Raw genomic sequence first — 24,642 nt, forward strand, 5'->3', positions numbered from 1 at the left:
GTATACTGCTATTTGCATTTACATTTTTTAATAATGGAGGATAACAATATGAAAAAAACAAAAGCATTTAATATTGCAATCGCGTCAGCAGTTGCCGCTAGTGGAATTGTAGTAGTAGCACCTACACAATCTGAAGCGTCAGTGAGCTTCTCTGATGTAACGAGTTCAAACACGCATGCAGCTGCAATTATTCAACTAGCAGAGCGCAACATTTTGAAAGGGTATGCTGATGGGACTTTTGGTGTGAACAAATCATTAACACGTGGACAAGCAGCGAAAATTATTGCCAATATTTTAGAGTTAGATACTAAAAATGTTGTAGACCCAGGATTTTCAGATGTTAAAAAGACAGATGAATACTACGGTGCAATTGCTGCATTGAAAGCTAAAGATATTATTTCAGGACGCCCGGATGGCACATATGGACAATATGAAACAATTAATCGTGGTCAAATGGCGAAAATTCTTGTAGAAGCATTTGAATTAACAGGTTCTAAAGAGACACCTTTTACAGATTTAAAGGGTGCTCAAAGCTTTGTTAACTATATTGAAATTTTATATGCAAATGAAGTAACTACTGGAACTTCAGCTACTACATATGGACCATTACAAGCTGTTAAGCGTGGTCAATTTGCTTCATTTGTTGTACGTGCAGAAGAAGCTGCAAAAGCACAAGAAGAAAAGCCGAATGTAGTTTCTACAGTAGTAGGTAGTATTAAGGATGGTTTGTTAAACACTGAAAATGGTTCTTTTGAAGTAGCAGAAGAAGTGGCAGCGGTATTTAATGATGCTAACGCCAAGGCATTAGAAGACTCATCTGTTGTATTAGATATTGAATACGAAAATGCAAAAGTAGCTTCACTTCAGCCAGTAGCTGTAAAAAAAGGGAAGGTAGTAGGCGTTCGTTATATTAAATTAGTTAAAGAAAATACGAAGTTTTCTGCTCCAGGCTTTAATTTAGCAGAGCTAGTAGTTGCAGCCAAAGGTTTAACAGTAGAGGGCGTTACTGTTAATAAATTAGAGGCAAATGCAGAAGTAACATTAAAAGATACAAAAATTGAAAAACTACAAGTAGTGAATAAAGCGATTAAAATTACGATTCTAGGGAAAGTGTCTATCCAAACTTTAGCTTTACCTGAAAACGTAAAACTAGAGGATGTAATTCCGAATCATGCAGAAGTAGACATTGATATTAAAGATGTAATTACTGGAACGGATGAAGGAAATGGGGGGACAGATTCAGGTAACGCTGGTAACGGTTCTTCAGGAAGCAATCAACCGACTTTAGATGCGACTTTAGATGCAGCGATTAATAATCTTGTAACAAACTATGCGAGTAAGGTAGCTTCTGTTGCAGACGTGACGTTCAATTCGTCTAATAACAAAATTATTATGACATTTAAGCCAGAAGCAGATAATTTAACAAGTGCTGAGATTCGTGCGTTGTTAGCTGGTGAGCAAGGCAATTATAACTTTAATAGTTTAGTAAAAGGTTTAACTGCAGATCAAATTGACAAGTTATTAACAATTACTTCAGTGAAGGTAGCTGCAGGTAAACATTCAAAGGTGTTCAATCGTAGTAACTATTTCGATTACACAACACTAGATATTAAGAAAGATGTGTTAATTGTCGATGTAGATCAATTCATCGATGATGCACATAAAGTAAATGGTGTCGTTTCGAACGTAAAAGAATTGAAAAATATGTATAGCAATAAAATTACCATTACAGCTAGTGGTGTAACATACACAGTTGAAATGAAATAGTGATGGATTTCCCCTAAAGTAAAAATACTTTAGGGGATTTCATTGACACTAACAAATTCAAATAAAAGGGAAAAGGGTAGGGCTGATTGCATTGAAAAAACTGAAATGGGTATTGATTTTTTTAGGCGTAATTGTGCTGAGTATCGGGAGTTATGTACTATATGAATTTAAGTTTAAAACATTCGATATAGCAGATGAAAAAATCGATCAAATTGTTAAGGAGGATTACTCGCTGCTCTTACCTGATGGTACTGAAGTTGTAATTACGAGTGATGGTGAAATCCTTGAAGAAAAAAATGAACAGCTTCAAGTAGAAGATAATGTATTTTTGAATGTTAAAGATAACAGCATTGTATCTGTAACAGATAATTCAGGAAAAGAAATTACTCACGCTATTTATAAGGCAAATATGAAAGTTGAAAAAGTAGAAGATAATAAAATTTCTATTACTACAGAATCAGGAGAAAAAATAACTTCACCCATTATTACAGAAAATAATAATGCTCAAACAGTAGAAAAAGTAACTGCCGCTTCAATTAAAGCAAAGTATAACGGGACGCTGCTTGCGTTACAAAAACAAGCACAGTCTAGGATTGGGAATTTAATTGTTGCTGCTAAAAAAGAATACAGTGAGAAGAAAGCAAATGGTGAAAGCATTAGCGCAGGCTATTTTTATAAAAAGTATGTAGGGTCTGCTAATTCACTCGAATCTTCTACAGATGTAACCTTTGAAAAACTAATGACAATTGTTGAGGCAGATCTTGTGGCAAATGGCTTTGATCAAACAGAAGCGCAAAGCTTTAGAGATGAGTATGAAAAAACAAAAGAAGAATTACGTTCAAATTTAATGGATAAAGCTTTAGCAATGATTAAATGAAAAACATCTGCTTTGTTTTAATTACTTACAAATAAAATATATTTAAAGATTACTATGAAATATTAACTATGAAACAAAATAAATAGAAATGTATAAAAAATAGAAAATAATTACTCGGAAATAGTCTATAAGGTAATGAAAAAACAGTGTGATAATGATAGGATATAATTATGATACTTTGGAGTATTATTCAAACGTCAATTGTCATAAGTAAAGGGGCTAAAGAATGTCCAAAAAAAGTATATTGATTATAAGTCAAAATTTTTATCCTGAAATTGGTAGTGCGGGAAATCGGATTAAAAATATTTATCAACTTTTGAGTAGTGAATATGATGTTGATGTGTTGACAACGGAGGCGTCATATCCTAACAAAAAGCTGTACATAGATGAGGATTTTTGGCATGATCACAAGCTCAATGAGGATGAACGCATTTATCGAGTGAAAATTACTAATCGTAAATACACACAAAGTATGTTTAATCGCTTGCTTTATTATTTAGAAATGATGATGCGGATGATTTGGCTAATTTTATTTTCGAAAAATAAATATGACACAGTGTTTGTGACTAGCCCACCTATTTTTTTAGGTTTAGTCGGTGTCTTAGCTAAATTTCGTTATAAGGCTAAATTAATACTGGACGTTCGAGATTTGTGGCCAGACTCTTTAAAAGGTGTCGGTGTTTTTAATTATAAGTGGGTTATAAGTTTTTTTAAGATCATTGAAAAGTATCTTTATAACCGGGCAGATTCCATTGTCATTAATAGTAAAGGTTTCTATAAGCCTATTTCACAATATTTAAAGAAGGACACGCCTATTCATTTTATGCCTAATTCAATACGTGAAGAAGAACTTACTTTTGACCAAGAGAAAAATCAAGATTTTACAGTTGTATACTCAGGCAATATTGGGTTAGCGCAAGATGTTGATTTTTTAAAAGGTCTTTCAAAAGCGCTACATGAAAAAGAGATCACTTTACATGTAGTAGGTTTTGGATTGAAAAGAGGGGAGTTACAACATTTTGTTAAAGAGCATGAACTAACAAACGTTCACTTTATCAAAACGATGACGAGACAACAATGTCTAAAGTTGATTAAACAAAGTCATGTAGGCGTCTTAGGTTTAAAAGATGAAGAAGTATTTGACACTGTATTACCTGGGAAGTTGATTGATTATATCGCTTGCGGCTTGCCGATTGTAGCTGGAGCTTCGGGCTACATCAAATCGATAATCGAGAACAAACAAATTGGTTATGTCTCAGAAACTAGAGACGTAAATGAAATTGTGCAATACATAGTTTATCTGAAAGAAAATATACATGTTGTCAATGACATGGCTATAAACAATAAACGAATTATTCATAGCGATTTCTTATGGGAGTCGAATATTAATCTATTAATCGATGCAATTGAGGATGAAAAAGCTACTCAACAAGTACAGAATTTGGTTCCTGAAAAAGGAAAAGGGATTATAAATATTAACAGTAAGGTTAACTAAAATGAGAAAAAATATATGTATGTTCGTGTGGAATCATTTTACGAATGATGCACGTGTTATGCGAGAATGTACAGCGTTGTCAGAGGCTGGATACAATGTTGATTTAATTTGTATCCATGACCCCAACGATAAGACAATGCCGTTTGAAGAGAAAATGAATGAGCGTTTTACAGTAACAAGGGTACGTCGATATCCTGTTACGGTTTTATTGATGCAAAAGTTATTTAATGTAGTAAAACGAAATAAAGCATTAGCTGTCTTGCTTTTTTTATGTTGGTTAGGATTCATGTATGTACTGCCAGTGATGACAGCGATATTATCTTTATGTGTATTTGCTTTACTTAAATCGAAATTGAAAAAACTGTTTATTAATGCCTGTATAGTCGCGCGAATGATTATGAAAGGTCGACACAAACATTATGATATATACCATGCCAACGATTTAAACACCCTACCACAAGGGTATGTTTGTGCTAAGCTGCGATTCAAACGTAAAAAACTAATTTATGATTCGCACGAAGTTCAAACTAGCCGTACGGGCTATGGTCCTATCCATGGGTTAATGGAAAAGTATTTTATTAAGAAGATCGACGCGATGATTGTAGAAAATCACACACGTGCAAAATATAACGAAGAACGATATGGATTTTATCCGCATGTCGTTCATAACTATCCTTTTATAACGAACATTCAGCCAGCAAATAAGATAGATCTACATCATATGCTGAAGTTGCCAAAGGAAGAAAAAATTTTACTTTATCAAGGTGGCATTCAAGCAGGACGTGGGTTGGACAAGCTAATCGAAGCAGTTCCATATATTAAAGAAGGGACGGTTGTATTAATAGGTGACGGTAAAATCAAACCAATGCTCCTCCAAAAGGTAAGGGAAATGGAACTAGAAAATCGAGTGAAGTTTCTCCCGAAAGTACCATTAAAAGATCTACCTTCCTATACAGCCAATGCATATTTAGGCTTCCAAATCTTAAACAATGTCTGCTTTAACCACTATTCAGCTTCATCGAACAAATTATTTGAATACATGATGGCCGGTGTTCCTGTAGTTGCTTGTAGTTTTCCAGAGATTCAGCGAGTTGTTGAAGGAGAGAATGTAGGGATTTGTATTGATTCCCATAATCCTGCTGAAATTGCGAGAGCGGTGAATGAGCTAACGGAAAATCAAAAGAAGCGAGACTCGTTTAGTGCTAATACTGTTCAGGCGAGACAGAAATATAATTGGGAAGTTGAAAAAACAAACTTATTAAGAATATATCGTAATTATTAAGGGGACAATAACGTTTTGAAGTAAAAGAGTTTAATAGATTTTCACCAAATAATTAATAAAAGAATCTTCTTACACAACAGGGATATAAAAATCACAATAAATACTGTACACAATATCTAATTTTAAATATATAACATGTAAAAAGGGAGATTTTAATGATGGTAAGACAATTAAAACACGAGTATATGGAAGCTAGAGATTTTAGAACAAGAAATATGCAAGTAAATACTACAGATATGGTTGATATTTTAGTGAAACAAAAAGAAGAGTTGGAGGCTGAGTTTACTGAAATATTAACGTTTATAGTTGAAGATATGAAAAATCAAGAGGAGACGATGAAAAATCTTTTAACTTCTACAGGTTCTAACGATTACATGATTAATGAATATAAAAGTAAGTATAATAAAGCACTTGCTGAAATATCTGAATTAAAAAGTCGTTTAAGTATTATGGAGAAGAAATATACTAGTTTAGCAAATTCTAAATTAGGGAAAATTACTCTAAAATATTGGTCTTTTAAAAATAGAAAGTAAGTTTTCAAATAAGGAGAACAACAATGAGAAACCGATTTTTATCAATTTATAACGAATATAAGAAAGAGTCACAGCTTAAATCTATAATACAAACAATAAAAAAAGAAGAGAAAAAGATAAAAAGTTCGTTTGAATTAAACAGTGACAATTGGTATGTTGAGAATTCAACTGTTCAAATTAGAAATTTTGATGGAAGTTTTCAAATAGACACTACTGCACTTGATAAAGAGTTTATATACATCTCATATCTTGAGTTAAATAACGATTTCTCTCATTCTCCAAAACATAAAATCCTCAATAATGGAAAGTATCTGGTTAATTTTGTAGGTGAAACAGATGCAAATAATCGAATTGAATTATTTATTATTCAATATAAAAATAAAAAACGATTTAATATAAAACCGATTTTATTGAATAATTATGATGTTATTAACATTAACCAAAATGAAGAAGTACGTTTAGCAATGCGTGTTAGCGGTAAAGGTGTATGTACTATTAACTCAATACAAATTTTTAAACTGAAATCTGATATAAATGAATTAAACCCATCACAAAAAGAGTCGACTAGTAATTTTGAAATTCAAGATTATAAATGGAATCTATATAAGAATATTAATATTTCTAATTTAGATAACTGGTTTTTTAATAAGAAGAAAAGTTGTTCAGTAAGTACAGCTAATAATCAAATAATACTGAATTCTAATTTTAATAATAAAGAGTTTGCTTATATTTCGTATTTAGAAAAAAACGTTGATTTTAGTAAAAAGCCTAAGAGTCTAGAGTTTACGATAGAAAATGATTTTATGTATAAAGTAACTTTTGAAGGGGAGAAACAGGATACACAGAGAGTTGAATTGTATCTAATATTTTATACAAAAGACGGGAAAAAAGAGCAGATTGAGACTGTTTTAATGAATGAATCACGTGTTATCAAGCTTAAAAGTTCTGTTAAGTTCTTTAGAGTTGCAATAAGGATTTCTGGTATAGGAAAATCAGAAATTAAAAATATTTGTATTGAAAAGAAAAAAGAATTAGATGGAGTGCCTTTTGATAAATTAAAAAAATTAGGTATAAATGAGCCTAAAAGCATGAAAGAGTTGAAAGTAGCAGCAATTTGCGATGAATTTACTATGCAATGCCTTAAACCTGAAGTTGATTTAATTAAATTTGGTCCAGATGATTGGAAAGCTATTTTTGAGTTCGAAAGACCTGATGTTTTATTTGTTGAATCTGCTTGGCAAGGGAATGATGGCAGATGGACACGTAAAGTTTCCTATATTAATGATACAAATACATTACAGCTTCAAGAATTGGTTAAGTGGTGTAAAGAACATGACATTCCAACAGTTTTTTGGAATAAAGAGGATCCTGTACATTTCAACTCATTTATAAAAACTGCAGTTAATTTTGATTTTATTTTTACAACGGACGAAGATTCTATTGCAAACTATATTAAAAATGTAATACATAAACATGTTTATGCACTTCCTTTTGCAGCACAACCAATACTTCATAATCCGATAGAAATATTTGAGCGAGAAGATAAAGCTTGCTTTGCTGGTTCTTATTATGCAAATAAATATTTAGAACGACAGAAAGATATGAATTTGTTATTAGAAAATGCAGGGAAATATGGACTGGAGATATTTGATAGAAATTATGGTAAAAAGCTAAAGGAATTTTATTTTCCTGACTATTTAAGAAAATATGTAGTAGGAAATTTAAAAGGACACGAAATTGTAAAAGCATATAAAGGATATAAAGTCGCTTTAAATGTTAATAGTGTAATTGATTCACCAACTATGTTTTCACGAAGAGTGTTTGAATGCTTAGCATGTAATACCCCTGTAGTGAGTACTTTTTCTAAAGGAATTGAAAATGTTTTAGGCGACACAGTATATATGGCCAAAGAAGAAGGGCAATTAGCATCCATTTTCAATGACTTGTTTAAAAATAAAGAGATTTATGAAGTAAAAGCGCATCTAGGCTATAGAAAAGTAATGTCGGATCATACTTATGAGGAACGATTGAAATTTGTTTTTAGTAAGATAGGTTTTACTTTTGAAAATGTGAATTCTAAAATAGTAGTTTTAAGTATGGTTGAAAATAAAGTAGAAGCCAAAAAAGTATGTCATATGTTCCAACAACAATCATATAGTGAAAAACATTTAATACTTTTAGTTAAGGATTATAATTTAGCACATGATTTAGAAAATTTAAATGAATCAATATCACTATTTACTCTAGATGATTTTAAATCAATAAAAGATAATTTTGTTCATGGATTTATTAGTAATTTTAATGTGAAAAATTACTATGGTCCTCATTATCTATCTGATTTAGTTCTGGCTTTTAAATATGCAAAATCAGATATAGTTGGAAAAGCAACATATTATAAATGTGATCGCTCAGGGGAAATAGCATTAATTACAAATGGAAATATGCATACTTATGTTAGCCAGTTATACTTTGAAAATTCTATTATTAAAGTTTCTCCAGTTTTAAATATATCTAACAAACGAATTGTTGAATTAATGGAAAATAATAAATTAGAGAGCTTATTTAGCAAGGGCTATAGATTATATTCAGCAGACAAATTCAATTTTATTCAAAGTTATCAAGGCGAAACTATGAATAATTTAGTAGCTGATCAGATAATGATTTAATCTTAAAGGAGTAAGTATTGGTGAAAACAACATATGTTGCAGATGAAAAAAATTTATTAAGTGACGGATGGAATAAAGATTATTCAAATGAAAATTATATAGTCTCCATGTCTAATAATGGAACAGAGCTTAAAGTTAAAGCAAAAAAAAATAATGAAAATGCCTCACATATTTACGCTTATTATAATAATGATGAAACTGAGGACATTTGGATGGAGCAGGTCAAGTCTCTATCAACATGTCAGATAGTTTTAGAAGGAACAGTTGAAGGTAGTTTACAAATACACTTGAGTGTTATTGGTTATAATGACAAAGGTTCAAAAATTTTAAATGAAACGATAAGTTTAGATTTTTATAAGAATCTCCAATTACCTAAAAATATCTCAAAATTACAATTTGCACTTAGAATTTCTGGAGAAGGGGAGGCAAATATTACATGTCTTAAATTTAAAATATTCAATGTGAGCAACGCACTATTATCAGAAAATATTATCAATGAAAATAGTGTAGGGGATTATTTAATAATTTCTAACGTATATCCGGAAAAAAATAACCTGTATAGAAATATGTTTGTTCATCGTCGTGCACAGCTTTATGAATCATCTCAAGTGCCTATGGATATTTTTAGATTTACATCTTCTGAAAAAAATCTTAGTTTATATAAATTCGAAGGTTCATTGGTAATTAATGGTGGGGAAGAACAACTTATTAATTTACTAAAAACGAAAAAATACAAAAAGATTTTAATTCACTTTGTTAATCAAGAAATGATTGAAGCAATTGAAAAAAGTGGTATCAATATTCCAATTATTATTTGGATCCATGGTGTTGAAACAGAGAAATGGTATCGACGTTGGTTTAATTTTAGTGGTAGCTCGTCTCAATTATCGAGTGTATTACAGAATATTGAAAAGAATAGAAAAGTTGTTGACTTTATGCGCACACTTTATCAATCGAAAACATTAGATGTTAAATTCATTTTTGTATCAAAATGGTTTAAAGAAGCAGTAGCAGAAAATGATACAAATACAGTTATTACTAATTATGAAATTATTCATAATGTTATTGATGAATCTCTGTTTAATTATATTGAAAAAGACATGGAACAAAGAAAAAAGATTTTAAGCATTCGTCCATATGCCTCTAGGAAATATGCTAATGATTTAACAGTAAAATCTATTTTAGAATTATCAAAAAAACCTTATTTTGATGAATTAGAATTTAATTTATTTGGAGAGGGACCATTATTTAATTCGACATTAGAACCAATTAGAAAATTTAAAAATGTTAAAATTCACAATTACTTTTTATCCCAAAATGAGATTGCTAAACTTCATAAGGAACATGGTATATTCATGTGTCCGACTAGACTTGATTCTCAAGGAGTTTCTATGTGTGAAGCAATGTCTAGTGGCTTAATCCCAATAACAAATGGTGTAACAGCAATTCCCGAATTCGTAGATGAAGAATGCGGCTATTTAGCAAGAAAAGAAAATTATATAGATATGGTCAATGCAGTAGAAGATCTATATTTAAACCCTGAAAAATTCATTAAAAAATCGCAAAATGCGGCACTCCGAATGGCAAATCAGTGTGGTAAAAATATTGTAATAAAGCAGGAATTAGATGTAATTACTTCATAGCAAGGATGGGGTTCATGAATATAACTATTATGGGTAGCTGTGTTACAAGAGATGCATTTGAAATTGTTAAGAATAACTTTAAATTGAATCATTATTTTGCTAGAACTTCGTTTATTAGTTTAATGTCTGAACCATTAAATATTAGAGAAAGTGAAATCAATTTAAAATCTAATTTCCAAAAAGCATGTGTTTTAGCGGATTTAAATAACGAATTTTTTAAAAAAATTAAGGACTCCTCGCAGCTGGGATTATTGATAATTGATTTAATAGATGAGAGGTTTAATTTAATTCAGTTAGGTAATGCGTATTTTACAAAATCAAATGAGATGGTAAACTCAGGTTTTTTAGATAATAACGAAGAGATTATAGAGCTAAATCGTTTAAGTAATGAAGTAACGGAATTATGGTATGAAAAGACAAAAGCTTTTTTTGAAAAGTTATTTACTATTTATGATAAGTCGAAAGTTATTTTTCATAAAACTAAATGGCAGTCAACTTATCTTGATAAATTTAATAATATTCAATACTTTAAAGAGACTAAGGAAATTCAATTAAAAAATGATATGTTACAAAAATACTATTCATTTATCGAAAGGGAATATCCGAGTTTACATATTATTGATATGACAAAAAATGAATATTTAGCTGATGAAAAACATAATTGGGGGCTTGCACCTTATCATTTCGAAAAAAAGTATTACCTCGACTTTATAAAAAAATTAAGTGATATTGAAGGTATTTGGTCAGCCAACTATTATGTAGAGAATACAAAAATGGGACAAGTGAATATTCTATATTCTTATGACACAGAAAAAACATATTTAGATTTGGGTACAACAAGTAATGTGGAAAATTCCAAAGATCTAAAGTTTGATGATAAAGGTATACCTATGTTAAAGGTGGGTAGTAACGGGCAATATGGATATCAGTATTACCCGATAACCATTAGTATTTACGGATTAGAATTAGTTTCTAAATATTATGTAACTGAAAATGACAAGTACTTAAAAGATTTCTTTTCGATTTGTGAGTATCTTGTAGACTCTCAAACACCAGAGGGAAGTTGGCCAGCTTTATTTGATTATTATTATGAAGTGAAAGAATCAGGCGTTTGTAGAAAACCATGGGTTTCTGCTCTTGCTCAAGGATTTGCAATCTCTAATTTATGTCGCGCATATAAGTTGTCAAATGATGACAAGTATATAGAGGCAGCCTTCAAAGCAATAACTCTTTTTGAAAAAGATGTAACAGAGGGTGGTGTGCGTAGAAAGTTATTTAATCAATTTACTTTTTATGAAGAATATCCAACAGAAATACCGACTCACATTTTGAATGGTTTTATGTTCGCTTTACTAGGTTTATATGATCTTTATTATTTAACTAAAAAATCTAAACCATATGAGTTATATAAAGAAGGGGTTTCCACACTTGAACATTTGATAACAATGTATGATTTAGGAAATGTATCATCGTATGATTTGTCTCATGTTACAATTACTGGAAACCCAGCTAAATATCATTATGGTTATCATTTAACACACATTAAATTGCTAAGTGCTTTTTCCATTATTGAACAGAATAAGATGTTTGAAAAAGTGCAAAGTAGATGGCTGAGTTATGCAAAAGGGAATAAATCGTTCTATAAATTAGAACCAAAATTTATGGATATTAAAGTAAATAGTTCTGATGAATATATTTTCAAAGATAATATAAAAAATGCTATTGATATTTATTATAAGCAGAGTGGAGACTATGAATATGCTGCATATATTTACAAAAATGGTGAGAAAATTTTTGTGAAGAAATATGACAGTATAAATAAGATTTTCTTCGAGCCTACGGAGTCAGATGAGTATACTTTAATGGTATTTATTAGAGATGAGTTTAAAAATGCTATATCGAAGACGTATACTATACAGTCAACATCAAAAGATATAAATGTAGATAGTATATTATCAAAAAACGTTGATGAGCTTAAGAAGGAAGTTGAAGTTTCAATAAATGAAGGTTTACTAACAGTTAAACTGCCGCAGTTAAATAAAGGATTAACAGTGGCATACTACCTTTCTAATAGTAAAGAGATTCTAGAGAAAAAATGGTATTCATTAGATAATAAATATACTTATCAATTGACAGAAAAAGATGAGTATAAATGTACTATATTTTTAAAAGACAAAAATAATAAAGCGAGTTTTGAAGTGACTATTAATTATTAATACGGAGGATAATATGAAACTATGTACAATCGGCCTAGGCTATATCGGATTACCAACGTCCATTATGTTTGCGAAACATGATGTGGATGTAGTGGGAGTGGACATTAAACAATCGGTCATTGACTCTTTAAATAATGGGCAAATTCATATCGAGGAGCCAGGACTTCAAGAGGCACTGGAAGAAGTTCTTGCAAAAAATAAATTTAAAGCATCAATGGAGCCAGAAAAAGCAGATGCTTTTATTATTTCTGTACCAACACCAAACAACGATGATCCATATAAATCATGTGATTTAACGTTTGTTTTAGATGGTGTGAAACGTGTATTACCACTTGTTGAAAAAGGAAATGTTATTATCGTTGAATCAACAATTGGTCCACGGAGCATGGATGACTATGTGAAGCCGCTTGTTGAAGCTGCTGGTTTTGTCGTAGGGGAGGATATTTATTTAGTACACTGTCCTGAGCGTGTATTACCAGGTCAAATTCTACATGAATTAGTTTATAACAACCGTATTGTTGGTGGTATTACACCAGCTTGTACAGAAGCGGGTGCTCGTGTATATAGTACGTTTGTTCAAGGGGGAATTATTAAAACAAATGCTAAAACAGCAGAAATGTCTAAGCTAATGGAAAATACATTCCGTGATGTGAATATTGCGCTTGCAAATGAATTGGCGAAAGTATGTAATGAGCTGGAAATTAATGCGTTAGAAGTAATTGAGATGGCAAATAAGCACCCACGTGTAAATTTACATACACCAGGCCCAGGCGTTGGAGGCCACTGTTTAGCAGTCGATCCATACTTCATCGTAGCGAAAGCGCCAGAAACAGCGAAATTAATTCACTTAGCACGCCAAATCAATGTATCGATGCCTGAGTATGTGGTGAATCAAGTAAATGAGTTAATGAAAAAACGTGATGGTAAAGTAGTGACGGTGTTTGGTTTAACGTATAAAGGGAACGTAGATGATACTCGTGAAAGTCCGGCTATGGATATTTATAACATGCTTCGTGCAGAAGGTAAGTTTGAGGTACGTGCATATGACCCACACGTGAATCAGTCATGGGTGGAACAAGATTTAGCGACAGCTGTCAATCAGTCAGATTTAGTTTTAATATTAACTGACCATCATGAATTCAAACAATTCACCAATGATGAGTTAGCTAGTATGAATGAAAAATTAATCTTTGATACGAAAAATATTGTGAAATCAGTTGAAGAGGGTATTGAATATGTAAACTACGGAAACTTATTTGCGGCCCTGAAGAAGGAAACTGTAACTTCATGACGGCTGTAGCGACAGTTTTAAAAGAACAAGTTCATAACCTTAATCTTATATTTCGATTAAGTGTAAATGAAATGAAAAGTAAATATCGTTCGCACTATTTAGGTGGGCTATGGCAATTTTTGAATCCTTTAATGCAAATAAGTGTATACTGGTTTGTATTTGGAATCGGAATTAGAGGGGGATCTCCAGTTGGAGATGTTCCTTTTTTCCTTTGGTTAATGACAGGGCTCATTCCTTGGTTATATATAGCCCCAACGTTAAATCAAGGTACTAAAAGTATTTCTAGTAAAATTAGCATGGTATCAAAAATGAGATTTCCAGTGAGTGTATTGCCTTCGATTATTATGATTAATAATGTCGTACCTTTTGTCGTCATGATGATTTTTGTGATTGTGTTAGTACTGCTAAACGATGCATTTTCAGGGGTATATATAGTGCAGCTACCTTATTATTTACTCTGTATGGTCGTGCTGATCTATGCCTTTAGCTTACTTACGTCGACTTTATCTATTATCGTAAGAGATATTCAGTTATTAGTGCAGTCTATCGTTCGATTTATGATGTTTCTGTTACCTGTTTTTTGGAGTATGGATAAATTGAATCCAACATTATTAGCTATTTTAAAATTAAATCCTTTCTATTATTTAATTGATGGTATTAGAGAATCAATTGTTGGTCATACATGGTTTTTCGAAGACGTGACATATACGCTATATTTTTGGAGTGTAACATTATTTATTTTAATAGTAGCTAGTCGTTTACACATGAAATTTAGAAATCAATTCGTTGATTTAATGTAGGGGGTTTCAATTTGAGACCGAAAGTAGTTTTTAATAATGTAAGTAAATCTTATAAGATGTATAGTAAACAGTCTGATAAATTAAAAGAATTATTCCTTTTGAATCGAAAATCAACAAAACAATTTCATGCAGTAAGAAATGTTTCCTTTGAAGTTTTTGAAGGGGAAGTGATAGGTGTTGTCGGATTAAATGGAGCAGGGAAATCAACTATTTCTAATCTGATTGCTCAAATCATTCCGCCGTCTTCAGGGGAAATAACAATTAATGGGGAACCTTCATTAATAGCCATTTCTGTTGGCTTAAATAATCAATTAAGTGGGATTGATAATATTAAAATGAAGTGTTTAATGCATGGTCTAACGCATCAGGAAATTGAAGGTTTATTGCCTCATATAATTGAGTTTGCTGATATCGGAGATTTTATTCATCAGCCTGTAAAAAATTACTCAAGTGGTATGAAGTCAAGGTTAGGGTTTGCCATTTCAATTCATACAAATCCAGATATATTGATTGTAGATGAAGCATTATCTGTAGGGGATAAAACATTTTATCAAAAGTGCATAGATAAAATGAATGACTTCAAAGCGAAGGGAAAGACCATTTTTTTTATTAGTCATGCGGAAGCTCAAGTAAGACAGTTTTGTGATAAAGTATTGTGGTTGGAGTATGGAGAGCTAAAAAGGTTTGGCGAAGTGAATGAAGTATTAGATGACTATGCTAAGTATGTAAAGGACTTCAATGCTTTATCGGATATAGAAAAAAAACTCTCTAAGAAAGAAAATTTAGAAAAACAGTACATATTGCTAGAGCCACATAATGAAAAGAAACAAGTAAAGATCATGGGCTGGAAACAGTCTATTGAATATATTGTTTTGTTTTCGGTGTATCTTATGGCATGTATTACGGCATTTTTAATGTTGTGGAACGCGTAGCTTTAGTATGAGATGTATAAGTAAGCATCAAGTAGTGGCCTTCTTTTCTTTAGGCGTGCTATTCGGTGCTTATTTTTACGCAAATTTCTACATTTTTTTTAAGTGCTACATATGTCTATTTTAATTTTCCTCCGCATACAATGTGCTATCGGACAACAATTTTGTTAGCCGTATATCAGCTAATTGGGGAGGAATAAATGTGGATTCATTAAAAGTATCGTCTCGCTCTAATCCAAATTCGGTTGCAGGAGCATTAGTCGCTGTTATTCGAGAGCAAGGTTATGTTGAAATGCAAGCAGTTGGCGCAGGTGCATTGAATCAAGCTGTGAAAGCGGTTGCGATTGCAAGGGGGTTTGTTGCTCCAAGTGGAACAGATTTAATTTGTGCACCAGCATTTGCGGATATTACAATTGCGGGTGAGGATCGCACGGCATTAAAATTAGTTGTTGAAAAACGAACTCGATAAAATTAATGTAACCAGCTCTTGTAGCTGGTTTTTTTTATTTGCTCAAAATCATCGTTAAAAGACGGTATTTTCATGATGAAAAACATTGTTTACATATGCTCTATTTTTCACATAATGAAAGGTATTCTACACTACCTCGGCCTTAGGTCTGAATTTTTGTAGAATATAATATTTTCAATAGTACAGCCTACTTGTTCGTGTTAAACTTATGAAGGAAAATCATATATAATTTTGTTTTTAAGGAGATGTTGAAATGTTACATCAGCTTTCATGGAAAGTCGGTGGGCAACAAGGTGAAGGGATCGAAAGTACAGGTGAAATCTTTGCAACGGCAATGAACCGTTTAGGATATCATTTATACGGCTATCGTCATTTCTCTTCTCGTATTAAAGGTGGCCATACGAATAATAAGATTACAGTACGTCCTGAGGAAGTGCGCTTCATCGCGGACGATTTAGATATTTTAGTGGCGTTCGATCAAGAAACAATCGACGTAAACTATAAAGAGTTAACGGCATCAAGTATTATTTTAGCAGATGCAAAATTTGACCCGAAAAATCCTGAAGAATCAAAAGCACCACTTTACGCAGTACCGTTTACGGATATTGCTGCTGAGCTAGGGACGTCATTAATGAAAAACATGGTGGCAATTGGTGCAACAGCAGCGCTTATGAATTTAGATGAAGCGGTCTTCCAAAACGTTGTCATCGATATTTTCGGTCGTAAAGGGGAAGAAGTAGTAGCGAAAAATATGGAAGCGATTGAGCGTGGGCGTGCAGCAATTGCTGAGCAAATCGGTGATAAAGTCGGTGCTTGGGCACTTGCGCCAGCAGATGGAAAACGCCGCATGTTTATGATTGGAAATGATGCCGTTGCGCTTGGTGCTTTAGCAGCAGGTGCGCGCTTTATGGCCGCATATCCAATTACGCCAGCTTCTGAAATTATGGAATACATGATTAAAAAGCTTCCGTTAGTTGGTGGTGCAGTGATTCAAACAGAAGATGAGATTGCAGCCGCAACAATGGCGATCGGTGCCAACTATGGTGGGGTGCGTTCATTTACAGCATCAGCGGGTCCTGGTTTGTCACTAATGATGGAAGCAATCGGTTTATCCGGGATGACAGAGCAGCCGCTTGTCATTTTCGATACACAGCGTGGTGGTCCATCAACAGGGCTACCGACAAAGCAAGAGCAGTCGGACTTAATGGCGATGATTTACGGTACGCACGGTGAAATTCCAAAAGTCGTTATCGCCCCTTCGACAATGGAAGAAGCGTTTTACGATACAATCCAAGCATTCAATATTGCGGAAGAATTACAATTACCAGTGATTGTGTTAACAGATTTACAATTAGCACTTGGGAAACAATCGGTTGAGCCGTTTGACTATAGTAAAATTGAAATCCGTCGTGGTAAATTAGTGACGCCTGAAGATGCAGAGTCAAAAGATTATTTCAAGCGTTATGAAAATACAGAAGACGGCATTTCCCCTCGTGTATTACCGGGAGCTCAAGGTGGTATTCACCACGTAACAGGTGTAGAGCATGATGAGCAAGGGAAGCCATCTGAAGCACCAGGCAACCGTCGTACACAAATGGATAAACGTTTCCGTAAGCTACAACACTTACGCTTTGACAATCCAGTACATGTGAATGCACCACATGATGAAGCAGATGTGTTACTCGTTGGCTTTAACTCAACGCGCGGTGCATTAGAGGAAGTACAAGACGCCTTAAATGCAGAAGGAATTAAAACAAACCATGCACAAGTGCGTTTAGTGTTCCCATTCCCAGCTGAGGAAATGAGCGAATTAGTGAATAAAGCGAAAAAGGTCATCGTTGTAGAAAATAACGCAACAGGTCAACTGACAAATATTATGAAAATGTCCATTGGTGGACACAGCAAAATCCGTAACGTCTTAAAATATGATGGTACGCCATTCTTGCCACGCGAATTAACAAATCTTGTGAAGGAGGAGATCTAAATGGCTACATTTAAAGATTTTCGTAATAGTGTAAAACCAAACTGGTGCCCAGGCTGTGGAGACTTCTCTGTACAAGCTGCGATTCAGCGTGCAGCAGCAAGTGTAGGCTATGAGCCGCATGAATTAGCCGTGATTTCTGGTATTGGTTGTTCAGGTCGTATTTCAGGTTATATTAACTCATATGGTTTCCACGGGATTCACGGTCGTGCGTTACCAATTGCACAAGGGCTAAAGATGGCTAATCGTGATTTAAAAGTCATTGCTTCTGGTGGTGACGGTGATGGGTTCGCAATTGGGATGGGGCATACAATTCATGCCATTCGTCGTAATATCGATATCACATACATTGTCATGGATAACCAAATTTATGGTTTAACAAAAGGGCAAACATCTCCACGTTCTGCTGCTGGTTTCGTAACGAAATCAACACCAGGAGGGGCAATTGAGCCATCGTTAAAGCCATTAGAAGTAGCGTTAACTGCCGGTGCGACATTTGTTGCACAAGGCTTCTCTACGGATATTAAAGAATTAACAGCATTAATCGAAGCAGGTTTAAATCATAAAGGCTTCTCATTTATCAACGTATTCTCTCCATGTGTAACATACAATAAGGTAAACACATACGATTGGTTTAAGGAGCATTTAACGAAGCTTTCTAATATCGAAGGTTACGACGCTTCCAACCGTGAGCAAGCAATGCAAACTGTAATGCGACACGAAGGATTAGTAACAGGTATTATTTACCACGATACAGAAACAAAGTCATACCAAGAAAAAGTGGAGGGCTATGCAGAGCTACCACTAACAGATATTGATATTTCTTTATCAGAAGATCAATTTGATCAACTTGTAAAAGAATTTATGTAAAAAATGCCGTCTCACGTGTATGTGGGACGGTTTTTTACATGGACTTTACAATTCGTTTGCATCCTCTTTATATTGTAAGGCTATGCTAACATTAGCAAATAAAGGGGGCTTTTCTTTTGCGAAAATATATTAAGGTAAATGACCGGCTTACAATGCTTATGATTGTCTGTATTGTTTCGAATATTTTATTGGCGATTTTTAGTATCGATTATTTACGAAAAATGGCGGACGGCACGGAAGCGATGTATGAGGAAAAGTTACAATCATTAAATGCTTTATACCATGATGAACCGATTATTCCGTTTGATTCGAAAATGGAATTTTATGCAAAGAATGAAGCCCCGCAAGCGGAAGTGGAGGCGTATATTTTAGAAAGAGCAGAGGCACAGCTTACAAGCTACAAGCTCGATATTGAGCGTGGTTATTGGTTAATCTTTACCATTTGTGGGGTCATGGTGTTACTTGTGCTGTACTTTGCTATTGGGGCGAGAAATGCCGTACAAAGACCTACAGGTGAGTTAAAAACACTTCTCAAGTATACACAAACGGGTGATTTAACGCATTTTGCTACATATGATGGGCGAGATGAACTAGGGGAAGTCATGCGCTATTACAATGAGATGATGCATGATTTACAGGAGCTAGTGAAGGTAGTACGTAGCAGTACAGATTCAGTAGCTGTATCGAATGAGCAACTCGAGAAGTCTTCACAACAAACAACGGCTTCAGCGATCCATATTACAACAGAAACGAAGCAGTTAGCGCGTATTGCGAGTGAAACAGCTGCACAGTTAATCGATAATAGTGAGGCGGTCAAGCAAGTGTCAAACTATATGGCGCAAATTCAAACACAGCTAGGCAAGGCGCAGATCAGTATTGAACAGACATATGCGGAAGCGATGCTTGGCAGTGAGTTAGTGAGTGAAAATGTCACATCTGTTCAGGAAATCGAACGGATGATGGATGAAGCGATGCAAGTGATGCAACTGCTGAATCAGCAGTCTCAAGATATCCACCAAGCAATCGAACTGATTGAAGGGATTGCCGCCCAAACTAATTTACTAGCGTTAAATGCATCGATTGAAGCGGCACGTGCGGGTGAGCATGGAAAAGGATTTGCCGTTGTGGCAAGTGAAGTCAAAAAACTAGCAACTCGCTCACTTGAAGCAACAAAGGTCGTCACGGAATTAGTGCATACAATCCAGCAACAAAGTGGCATTGCGGTGACACAAATGCAAAAAGCAACGCGTGCTGCTCATGATGGAAATGCTGTGACAGGTCAGCTCGCTTCTAAATTTATGGTGATCTCAGAACATATTAATGAACTAAAGCCTGAACTAGTAGAAGTCGTAGAAGTCGTACAGTCCGTCCATACGTATACAGAAGGTGTGGCAGAAGCATCCCAACAGTTAACACATAAGACAGATGAAAATGCATCTCGCGTGTCACAAATCGCGTCAGAAGTAAATGCCCAGTTAACAGCGACCGAAGCGATTCACCGCCAAAGTGTATCCATTACGAAAAATGTGCGCGCACTATCACATGCCGTGAATCGTTTTTCAGTATAAAGTGCTCAAAATTAAATTTTACAGCAAACGATTGTTTTATGAATCCCTTCCTTTCAAAATGTGCGTAAAGGAGGGGATTTTTTTGATTTGTTTATTCCGAGAAAAACCGTCAAAAATCGTCGTGAGTGAAGCATTGCTTCGGCGAGGAATGTTAAATGTTCAACAAAAAAACTTATTGTTGGAAAATGTACGTATTGGGGAAATTGGATTTGAAGGAGAGGGAAGAGCAGATCAGTTTTGGTTGGATTTACAATTAGAAATACCCCATTTTTTGTTACATGGCTATGAAACAGAAAATCGTCAAGGATTTTCACATCAGATGGATACAATTTTACTGACGAAGCATTTTGTATTGATTGTAGAATTGAAAAATATCGGCGGACGTGTGAGGTACGATGAGAGGACCAATCAATTTATAAGAGAACTTCACGGGGAATTGCTGGCACTACCTGACCCATTCGCACAAGTATCTCGACATCAGGCATTTTTAAAGCAGCTACTTTGTGAAGTCGGGATAGCGCTTCCGGTTTTAACAGCAATTATTTTTACAAGCACTTCATCTATTTTGGAAGAGATGCCTACTCGCTTTCCTATTTTTAAGCTGGCGGGCTTGCGATTTAAATTAGTAGATTGGTTGAGGACTTATCCTGCGCAATTATCGGAAAGTATGCTATGTTTAGTAAAAGAGGAACTGCTAGCACGTTATAAACCACGTATGTGGCAACCCCCATTTGTAGATTTGAAAGTGAATCCCGGTGCCATTTGTACATGTGGGTCCATTATGTACTATCGGCGCGGCAAATTTATTTGTAGTTGTGGTGTAGTGTCTAAAAATGCTTTATATCAAGGCTTGCATGACTATCGATTACTCCGCAGTGAATGGATAACAAATAAGGAACTGCGCGATTTTTTCCTCATTGAAAGTATAGATATAGCTAATAAAATATTAAAAAGAGCGGGATTTTACTATGAGGGGCGTACTTGTGCAAGGAAGTATTTGATTCCAAAAGATGTTTGGCGAAACTTTTAAAATATTTGGCGAGACTTTTATGAAAAGTGGCGAAACTTCTTCCAAGTTTGGCGAAACCTAAGTCGCCATATATAAAAGAGGTATGAATGATGACGAATATTATTAATTTTCTTCAGCATAAAAATGAAAAAGATGAGCAGATGATACGACACTATTTCCAGAAAGCGTACTCATTAGATGAGCGATTAGATCAACTCATTCAAGATAAAGATTTGCAAGTGGAGGATCATAAATTATTTTTAGCCTTTTTATCGTACCTTGAACAGCAGCAAATAGAGCCGCAACAACTATTTAAAGATGTCATCCATTTGCCAAAATTTAAGTTTGAAGCGAAATATAATATGAACTGGGGACAGGTTGTGAAATTAAGTGTCACATTTCTTACAATTTTACGTACAAATGACCTAGAAGGCTATAAACAATTCACGCGCTAAGCTTGTCGGAACGTGCAGTCTTTCGTTATAATAAGCAAATGGGTATTTGAATGAAAGGAGCTAACACAGTCGATGAACGAAGAACAACGACTAGCTAGTCAGCAAGTAAATCAACCAAAAAAAGAAGAAAAAGATTATAGTAAATATTTCGAGCGCGTATTTACAGCGCCATCACTTAAAGATGCAAAAAAACGTGGAAAAGAAGAAGTAAACTATCATAAAGATTTCTCCATTGATGAAGAATTTTTAGGTATGGGGCAAGGACGTAAATTTTATATCCGTACGTACGGCTGTCAAATGAACGAGCATGATACGGAAGTAATGGCTGGAATCTTTATGCAACTTGGCTACCAACCGACAGAGTTAATCGAAGAAGCAGACGTTGTCTTACTAAACACTTGTGCCATCCGTGAAAATGCAGAAAATAAAGTATTTGGCGAGCTTGGTTTCCTTATGAAATACAAGCGTCAAAACCCTGAAATGCTCATCGGGGTTTGTGGCTGTATGTCGCAAGAAGAATCGGTTGTTAATAAAATTTTAACAACTTATCAGCACGTAGATATGGTATTCGGTACGCACAATATTCACCGCCTCCCACATATTTTAAAAGAAGCTTACCTTTCAAAAGAAATGGTTGTCGAAGTGTGGTCTAAAGAAGGAGACGTTATTGAGAACCTTCCAAAGAAACGCCTTGGCTCTATTAAAGCGTGGGTCAATATTATGTACGGCTGTGATAAATTCTGTACGTACTGTATCGTACCGTACACACGTGGTAAAGAGCGTTCTCGTCGTCCAGAAGAAATCATTCAAGAAGTACGTGAGCTAGCGGCACAAGGGTATAAAGAAATTATGCTGTTAGGTCAAAACGTAAATGCTTATGGTAAAGATTTCGCAGATACTGAATACCGTCTAGGGGATTTAATGGACGAGTTACGTAAAATTGATATCCCGCGTATTCGTTTTACCACATCTCACCCGCGCGATTTTGATGATTACTTAATCGAAGTGTTAGCGAAAAAAGGTAATTTAGTAGAGCATATTCATTTACCAGTACAATCGGGTTCTAATGATATTTTAAAAATTATGGCGCGTAAATATACACGCGAACACTTCCTAGAGTTAGTACGCAAAATTAAAGCAGCGATGCCAGATGTGGCGTTGACAACGGATATTATTGTTGGATATCCGAACGAAACGGAAGAGCAATTCCAAGAAACGATTGATCTGTACCGTGAAGTCGGCTTTGAAATGGCGTTCACATATATTTACTCACCACGTGAAGGCACACCGGCTGCGAAAATGGTCGATAATGTACCGCAAGAGGTGAAAAAAGAGCGTCTGCAACGCTTAAATGCGGTTGTAGAAGAGCTTTCAGCGGCTGCATTGAAAAAGTACGAAGACCAAATTGTCGAAGTATTAGTAGAAGGCAGCAGTAAAAAACGCGATGACGTATTAGCTGGCTATACACGTCGCAATAAATTAGTGAACTTTGCTGGCGATAAAGACTTAGTTGGCCAACTAGTAAAAGTAAAAATTACTTCTGCAGCTGCCTATTCATTACGTGGTGAATTTGTAGAAGTGGTAAAACAAGAAGAGGTGCAAATTTAATGACAAAAATCTATACAAAAGATGAGATTGTTGAAAAAGCAAAAGAAATCGCACATATGATTGCGAACACAGAAGAAGTGGAATTTTTCAAAAAAGCAGAAGAGCAAATTAACGAAAACCAAAAAGTACGTGAAAAAATTGCTTCATTAAAAACATTACAAAAGCAAGCTGTTAACTTTCAGCACTTAGGAAAAGAAAAAGCGCTAAAAATGATTGAAGGCAAAATCGAAGCAATCGAAGAGGAAATCGACGGAATTCCAGTTGTGCAACAATTTAAGCAATCTCAAGTTGAAGTAAATGAGCTACTACAACTTGTATCAAACGCGATTGCTAATAACGTGACAAACGAAATTATTGAATCAACTGACGGCGATTTACTTCGTGGTGAAACAGGCTCGAAAGTACGTAATAGCGTACCTGGCAGCTGTTCTTAATCTAAACTTCATCGTTCTAATATGAAATAATCAAAACACATTTTGACTAATTTTGGTCGAGGTGTGTTTTTTTCTAATGTGAACATATTAGGCACCAGCCGCATATGATAAGGCGAGAATCAGGAAGGGAGAGGTGTCGGTGAAAAAGCTACGTCAAATCGTGACGAAAGCGGTCATTGCAAAGGGTAAAAAGCGAACAGAACAAGAGGAGCTATTAAAGCCACCGAATACACCGACTAATATACTAGGCTGCTGGGTCATCAACCATCAATATCAAGCGAAGAAAGTTGGAAATTATGTTGATGTATCCGGAAAATTCGATGTGAATATTTGGTATGCATTTAACAATCACTCTAAAACAGCCGTATATACAGAAACGGTGCCTTATCGTGACCGCATAAAGCTACATTACCGTGATAATCAAGTTGGCGATTCGAATGATGTGCATGTACGTGTCCTACAGCAACCAAACTGTATTGAAGCGGTCATTACGCCATGTGGAGAAAAGATTAAAGTGTTAGTAGAACGTGAATTTTTAGTGGAAGTAATCGGTGAGACGACAGTTTGTGTGCATGTTCATTCACTTGATTTTGAAGAAGAATGGGCATTTGGAGATGAAAGTACTTCTTCAAGTTCAAGCAGTTCAAGCTCTAGCTCAAGTAGCGGCCCTGGGCTTGAATCATCATCATTTCACTAATTGAAAGGAGTCTTCTCAAACACTTTTGGGAAGGCTCTTTAATTGTTATAAT

The 24,642-nt window shown here is 34.5% G+C and carries 19 protein-coding genes and 1 pseudogene; all 20 read left to right on the forward strand.

What is annotated here, in order from left to right; all coding sequences use genetic code 11:
* The first annotated feature begins 48 nt into the window (after positions 1-48).
* Positions 49-1,767 (forward strand): S-layer homology domain-containing protein, encoded by a 1,719-nt coding sequence (locus AC3II9_RS00230; RefSeq protein ID WP_489152474.1) that lies wholly within the window; start codon positions 49-51, stop codon positions 1,765-1,767.
* A gap of 91 nt (positions 1,768-1,858) precedes the next feature.
* Positions 1,859-2,644: a hypothetical protein gene (locus tag AC3II9_RS00235; protein ID WP_489152475.1), complete on the forward strand. Its 786-nt coding sequence runs from the start codon at positions 1,859-1,861 to the stop codon at positions 2,642-2,644.
* A 226-nt stretch (positions 2,645-2,870) separates the two neighbouring features.
* The gene (locus AC3II9_RS00240; protein ID WP_489152477.1) at positions 2,871-4,139 is read left to right on the forward strand and encodes a glycosyltransferase family 4 protein; all 1,269 of its coding nucleotides are present in this window, start codon (positions 2,871-2,873) and stop codon (positions 4,137-4,139) included.
* Between the two features lies 1 nt (position 4,140).
* Positions 4,141-5,421 carry a glycosyltransferase gene (locus AC3II9_RS00245; RefSeq protein WP_489152479.1) on the forward strand — a complete coding sequence of 427 codons (1,281 nt, stop codon included), beginning with the start codon at positions 4,141-4,143 and terminating at the stop codon, positions 5,419-5,421.
* Positions 5,422-5,579: 158 nt separating this feature from the next.
* Complete coding sequence (locus AC3II9_RS00250) at positions 5,580-5,954, forward strand: hypothetical protein (protein WP_489152481.1); 375 nt, start codon at positions 5,580-5,582, stop codon at positions 5,952-5,954.
* Between the two features lie 23 nt (positions 5,955-5,977).
* Complete coding sequence (locus AC3II9_RS00255) at positions 5,978-8,620, forward strand: CgeB family protein (RefSeq protein WP_489152483.1); 2,643 nt, start codon at positions 5,978-5,980, stop codon at positions 8,618-8,620.
* Positions 8,621-8,640: 20 nt separating this feature from the next.
* Positions 8,641-10,263, forward strand: a complete 1,623-nt coding sequence (locus AC3II9_RS00260; protein ID WP_489152485.1) for a glycosyltransferase — start codon at positions 8,641-8,643, stop codon at positions 10,261-10,263.
* A 14-nt stretch (positions 10,264-10,277) separates the two neighbouring features.
* Positions 10,278-12,479 (forward strand): DUF6270 domain-containing protein, encoded by a 2,202-nt coding sequence (locus AC3II9_RS00265; RefSeq protein WP_489152487.1) that lies wholly within the window; start codon positions 10,278-10,280, stop codon positions 12,477-12,479.
* A 13-nt stretch (positions 12,480-12,492) separates the two neighbouring features.
* Positions 12,493-13,770, forward strand: coding sequence for a nucleotide sugar dehydrogenase (locus tag AC3II9_RS00270; RefSeq protein ID WP_489152489.1), 1,278 nt, complete (start codon positions 12,493-12,495; stop codon positions 13,768-13,770).
* A complete protein-coding gene (locus AC3II9_RS00275; RefSeq protein ID WP_489152491.1) occupies positions 13,767-14,570 on the forward strand; it encodes an ABC transporter permease in 804 nt (267 codons plus the stop codon). Before AC3II9_RS00270 ends, AC3II9_RS00275 begins: the two co-directional genes overlap by 4 nt.
* A gap of 11 nt (positions 14,571-14,581) precedes the next feature.
* Positions 14,582-15,364: pseudogene (gene tagH, locus AC3II9_RS00280) on the forward strand (teichoic acids export ABC transporter ATP-binding subunit TagH); the annotation flags it as partial.
* A 337-nt stretch (positions 15,365-15,701) separates the two neighbouring features.
* Positions 15,702-15,968 carry a stage V sporulation protein S gene (locus AC3II9_RS00285; protein WP_391366585.1) on the forward strand — a complete coding sequence of 89 codons (267 nt, stop codon included), beginning with the start codon at positions 15,702-15,704 and terminating at the stop codon, positions 15,966-15,968.
* A gap of 253 nt (positions 15,969-16,221) precedes the next feature.
* Positions 16,222-17,952 (forward strand): 2-oxoacid:acceptor oxidoreductase subunit alpha, encoded by a 1,731-nt coding sequence (locus AC3II9_RS00290; RefSeq protein WP_489152493.1) that lies wholly within the window; start codon positions 16,222-16,224, stop codon positions 17,950-17,952.
* Positions 17,953-18,819: a 2-oxoacid:ferredoxin oxidoreductase subunit beta gene (locus AC3II9_RS00295; protein WP_489152494.1), complete on the forward strand. Its 867-nt coding sequence runs from the start codon at positions 17,953-17,955 to the stop codon at positions 18,817-18,819.
* Between the two features lie 116 nt (positions 18,820-18,935).
* Positions 18,936-20,387, forward strand: a complete 1,452-nt coding sequence (locus tag AC3II9_RS00300) for a methyl-accepting chemotaxis protein (protein ID WP_489152495.1) — start codon at positions 18,936-18,938, stop codon at positions 20,385-20,387.
* An 82-nt stretch (positions 20,388-20,469) separates the two neighbouring features.
* Entirely contained in the window at positions 20,470-21,417 is a 948-nt protein-coding gene (locus tag AC3II9_RS00305; RefSeq protein WP_489152496.1) for a nuclease-related domain-containing protein, read from the forward strand.
* A gap of 89 nt (positions 21,418-21,506) precedes the next feature.
* A complete protein-coding gene (locus AC3II9_RS00310; protein ID WP_489152498.1) occupies positions 21,507-21,851 on the forward strand; it encodes a hypothetical protein in 345 nt (114 codons plus the stop codon).
* 72 nt (positions 21,852-21,923) lie between these two features.
* Positions 21,924-23,459 carry a tRNA (N6-isopentenyl adenosine(37)-C2)-methylthiotransferase MiaB gene (gene miaB / locus AC3II9_RS00315; RefSeq protein WP_489152500.1) on the forward strand — a complete coding sequence of 512 codons (1,536 nt, stop codon included), beginning with the start codon at positions 21,924-21,926 and terminating at the stop codon, positions 23,457-23,459.
* The gene (locus AC3II9_RS00320) at positions 23,459-23,893 is read left to right on the forward strand and encodes a YlbF/YmcA family competence regulator (protein WP_391366597.1); all 435 of its coding nucleotides are present in this window, start codon (positions 23,459-23,461) and stop codon (positions 23,891-23,893) included. The genes miaB and AC3II9_RS00320 overlap by 1 nt, the downstream gene beginning before the upstream one ends.
* Before the next feature lie 139 nt (positions 23,894-24,032).
* The gene (cotE, locus tag AC3II9_RS00325) at positions 24,033-24,590 is read left to right on the forward strand and encodes an outer spore coat protein CotE (RefSeq protein ID WP_391366705.1); all 558 of its coding nucleotides are present in this window, start codon (positions 24,033-24,035) and stop codon (positions 24,588-24,590) included.
* Positions 24,591-24,642 lie beyond the last annotated feature (52 nt).

The organism is Lysinibacillus sp. RU7, assembly GCF_057837305.1.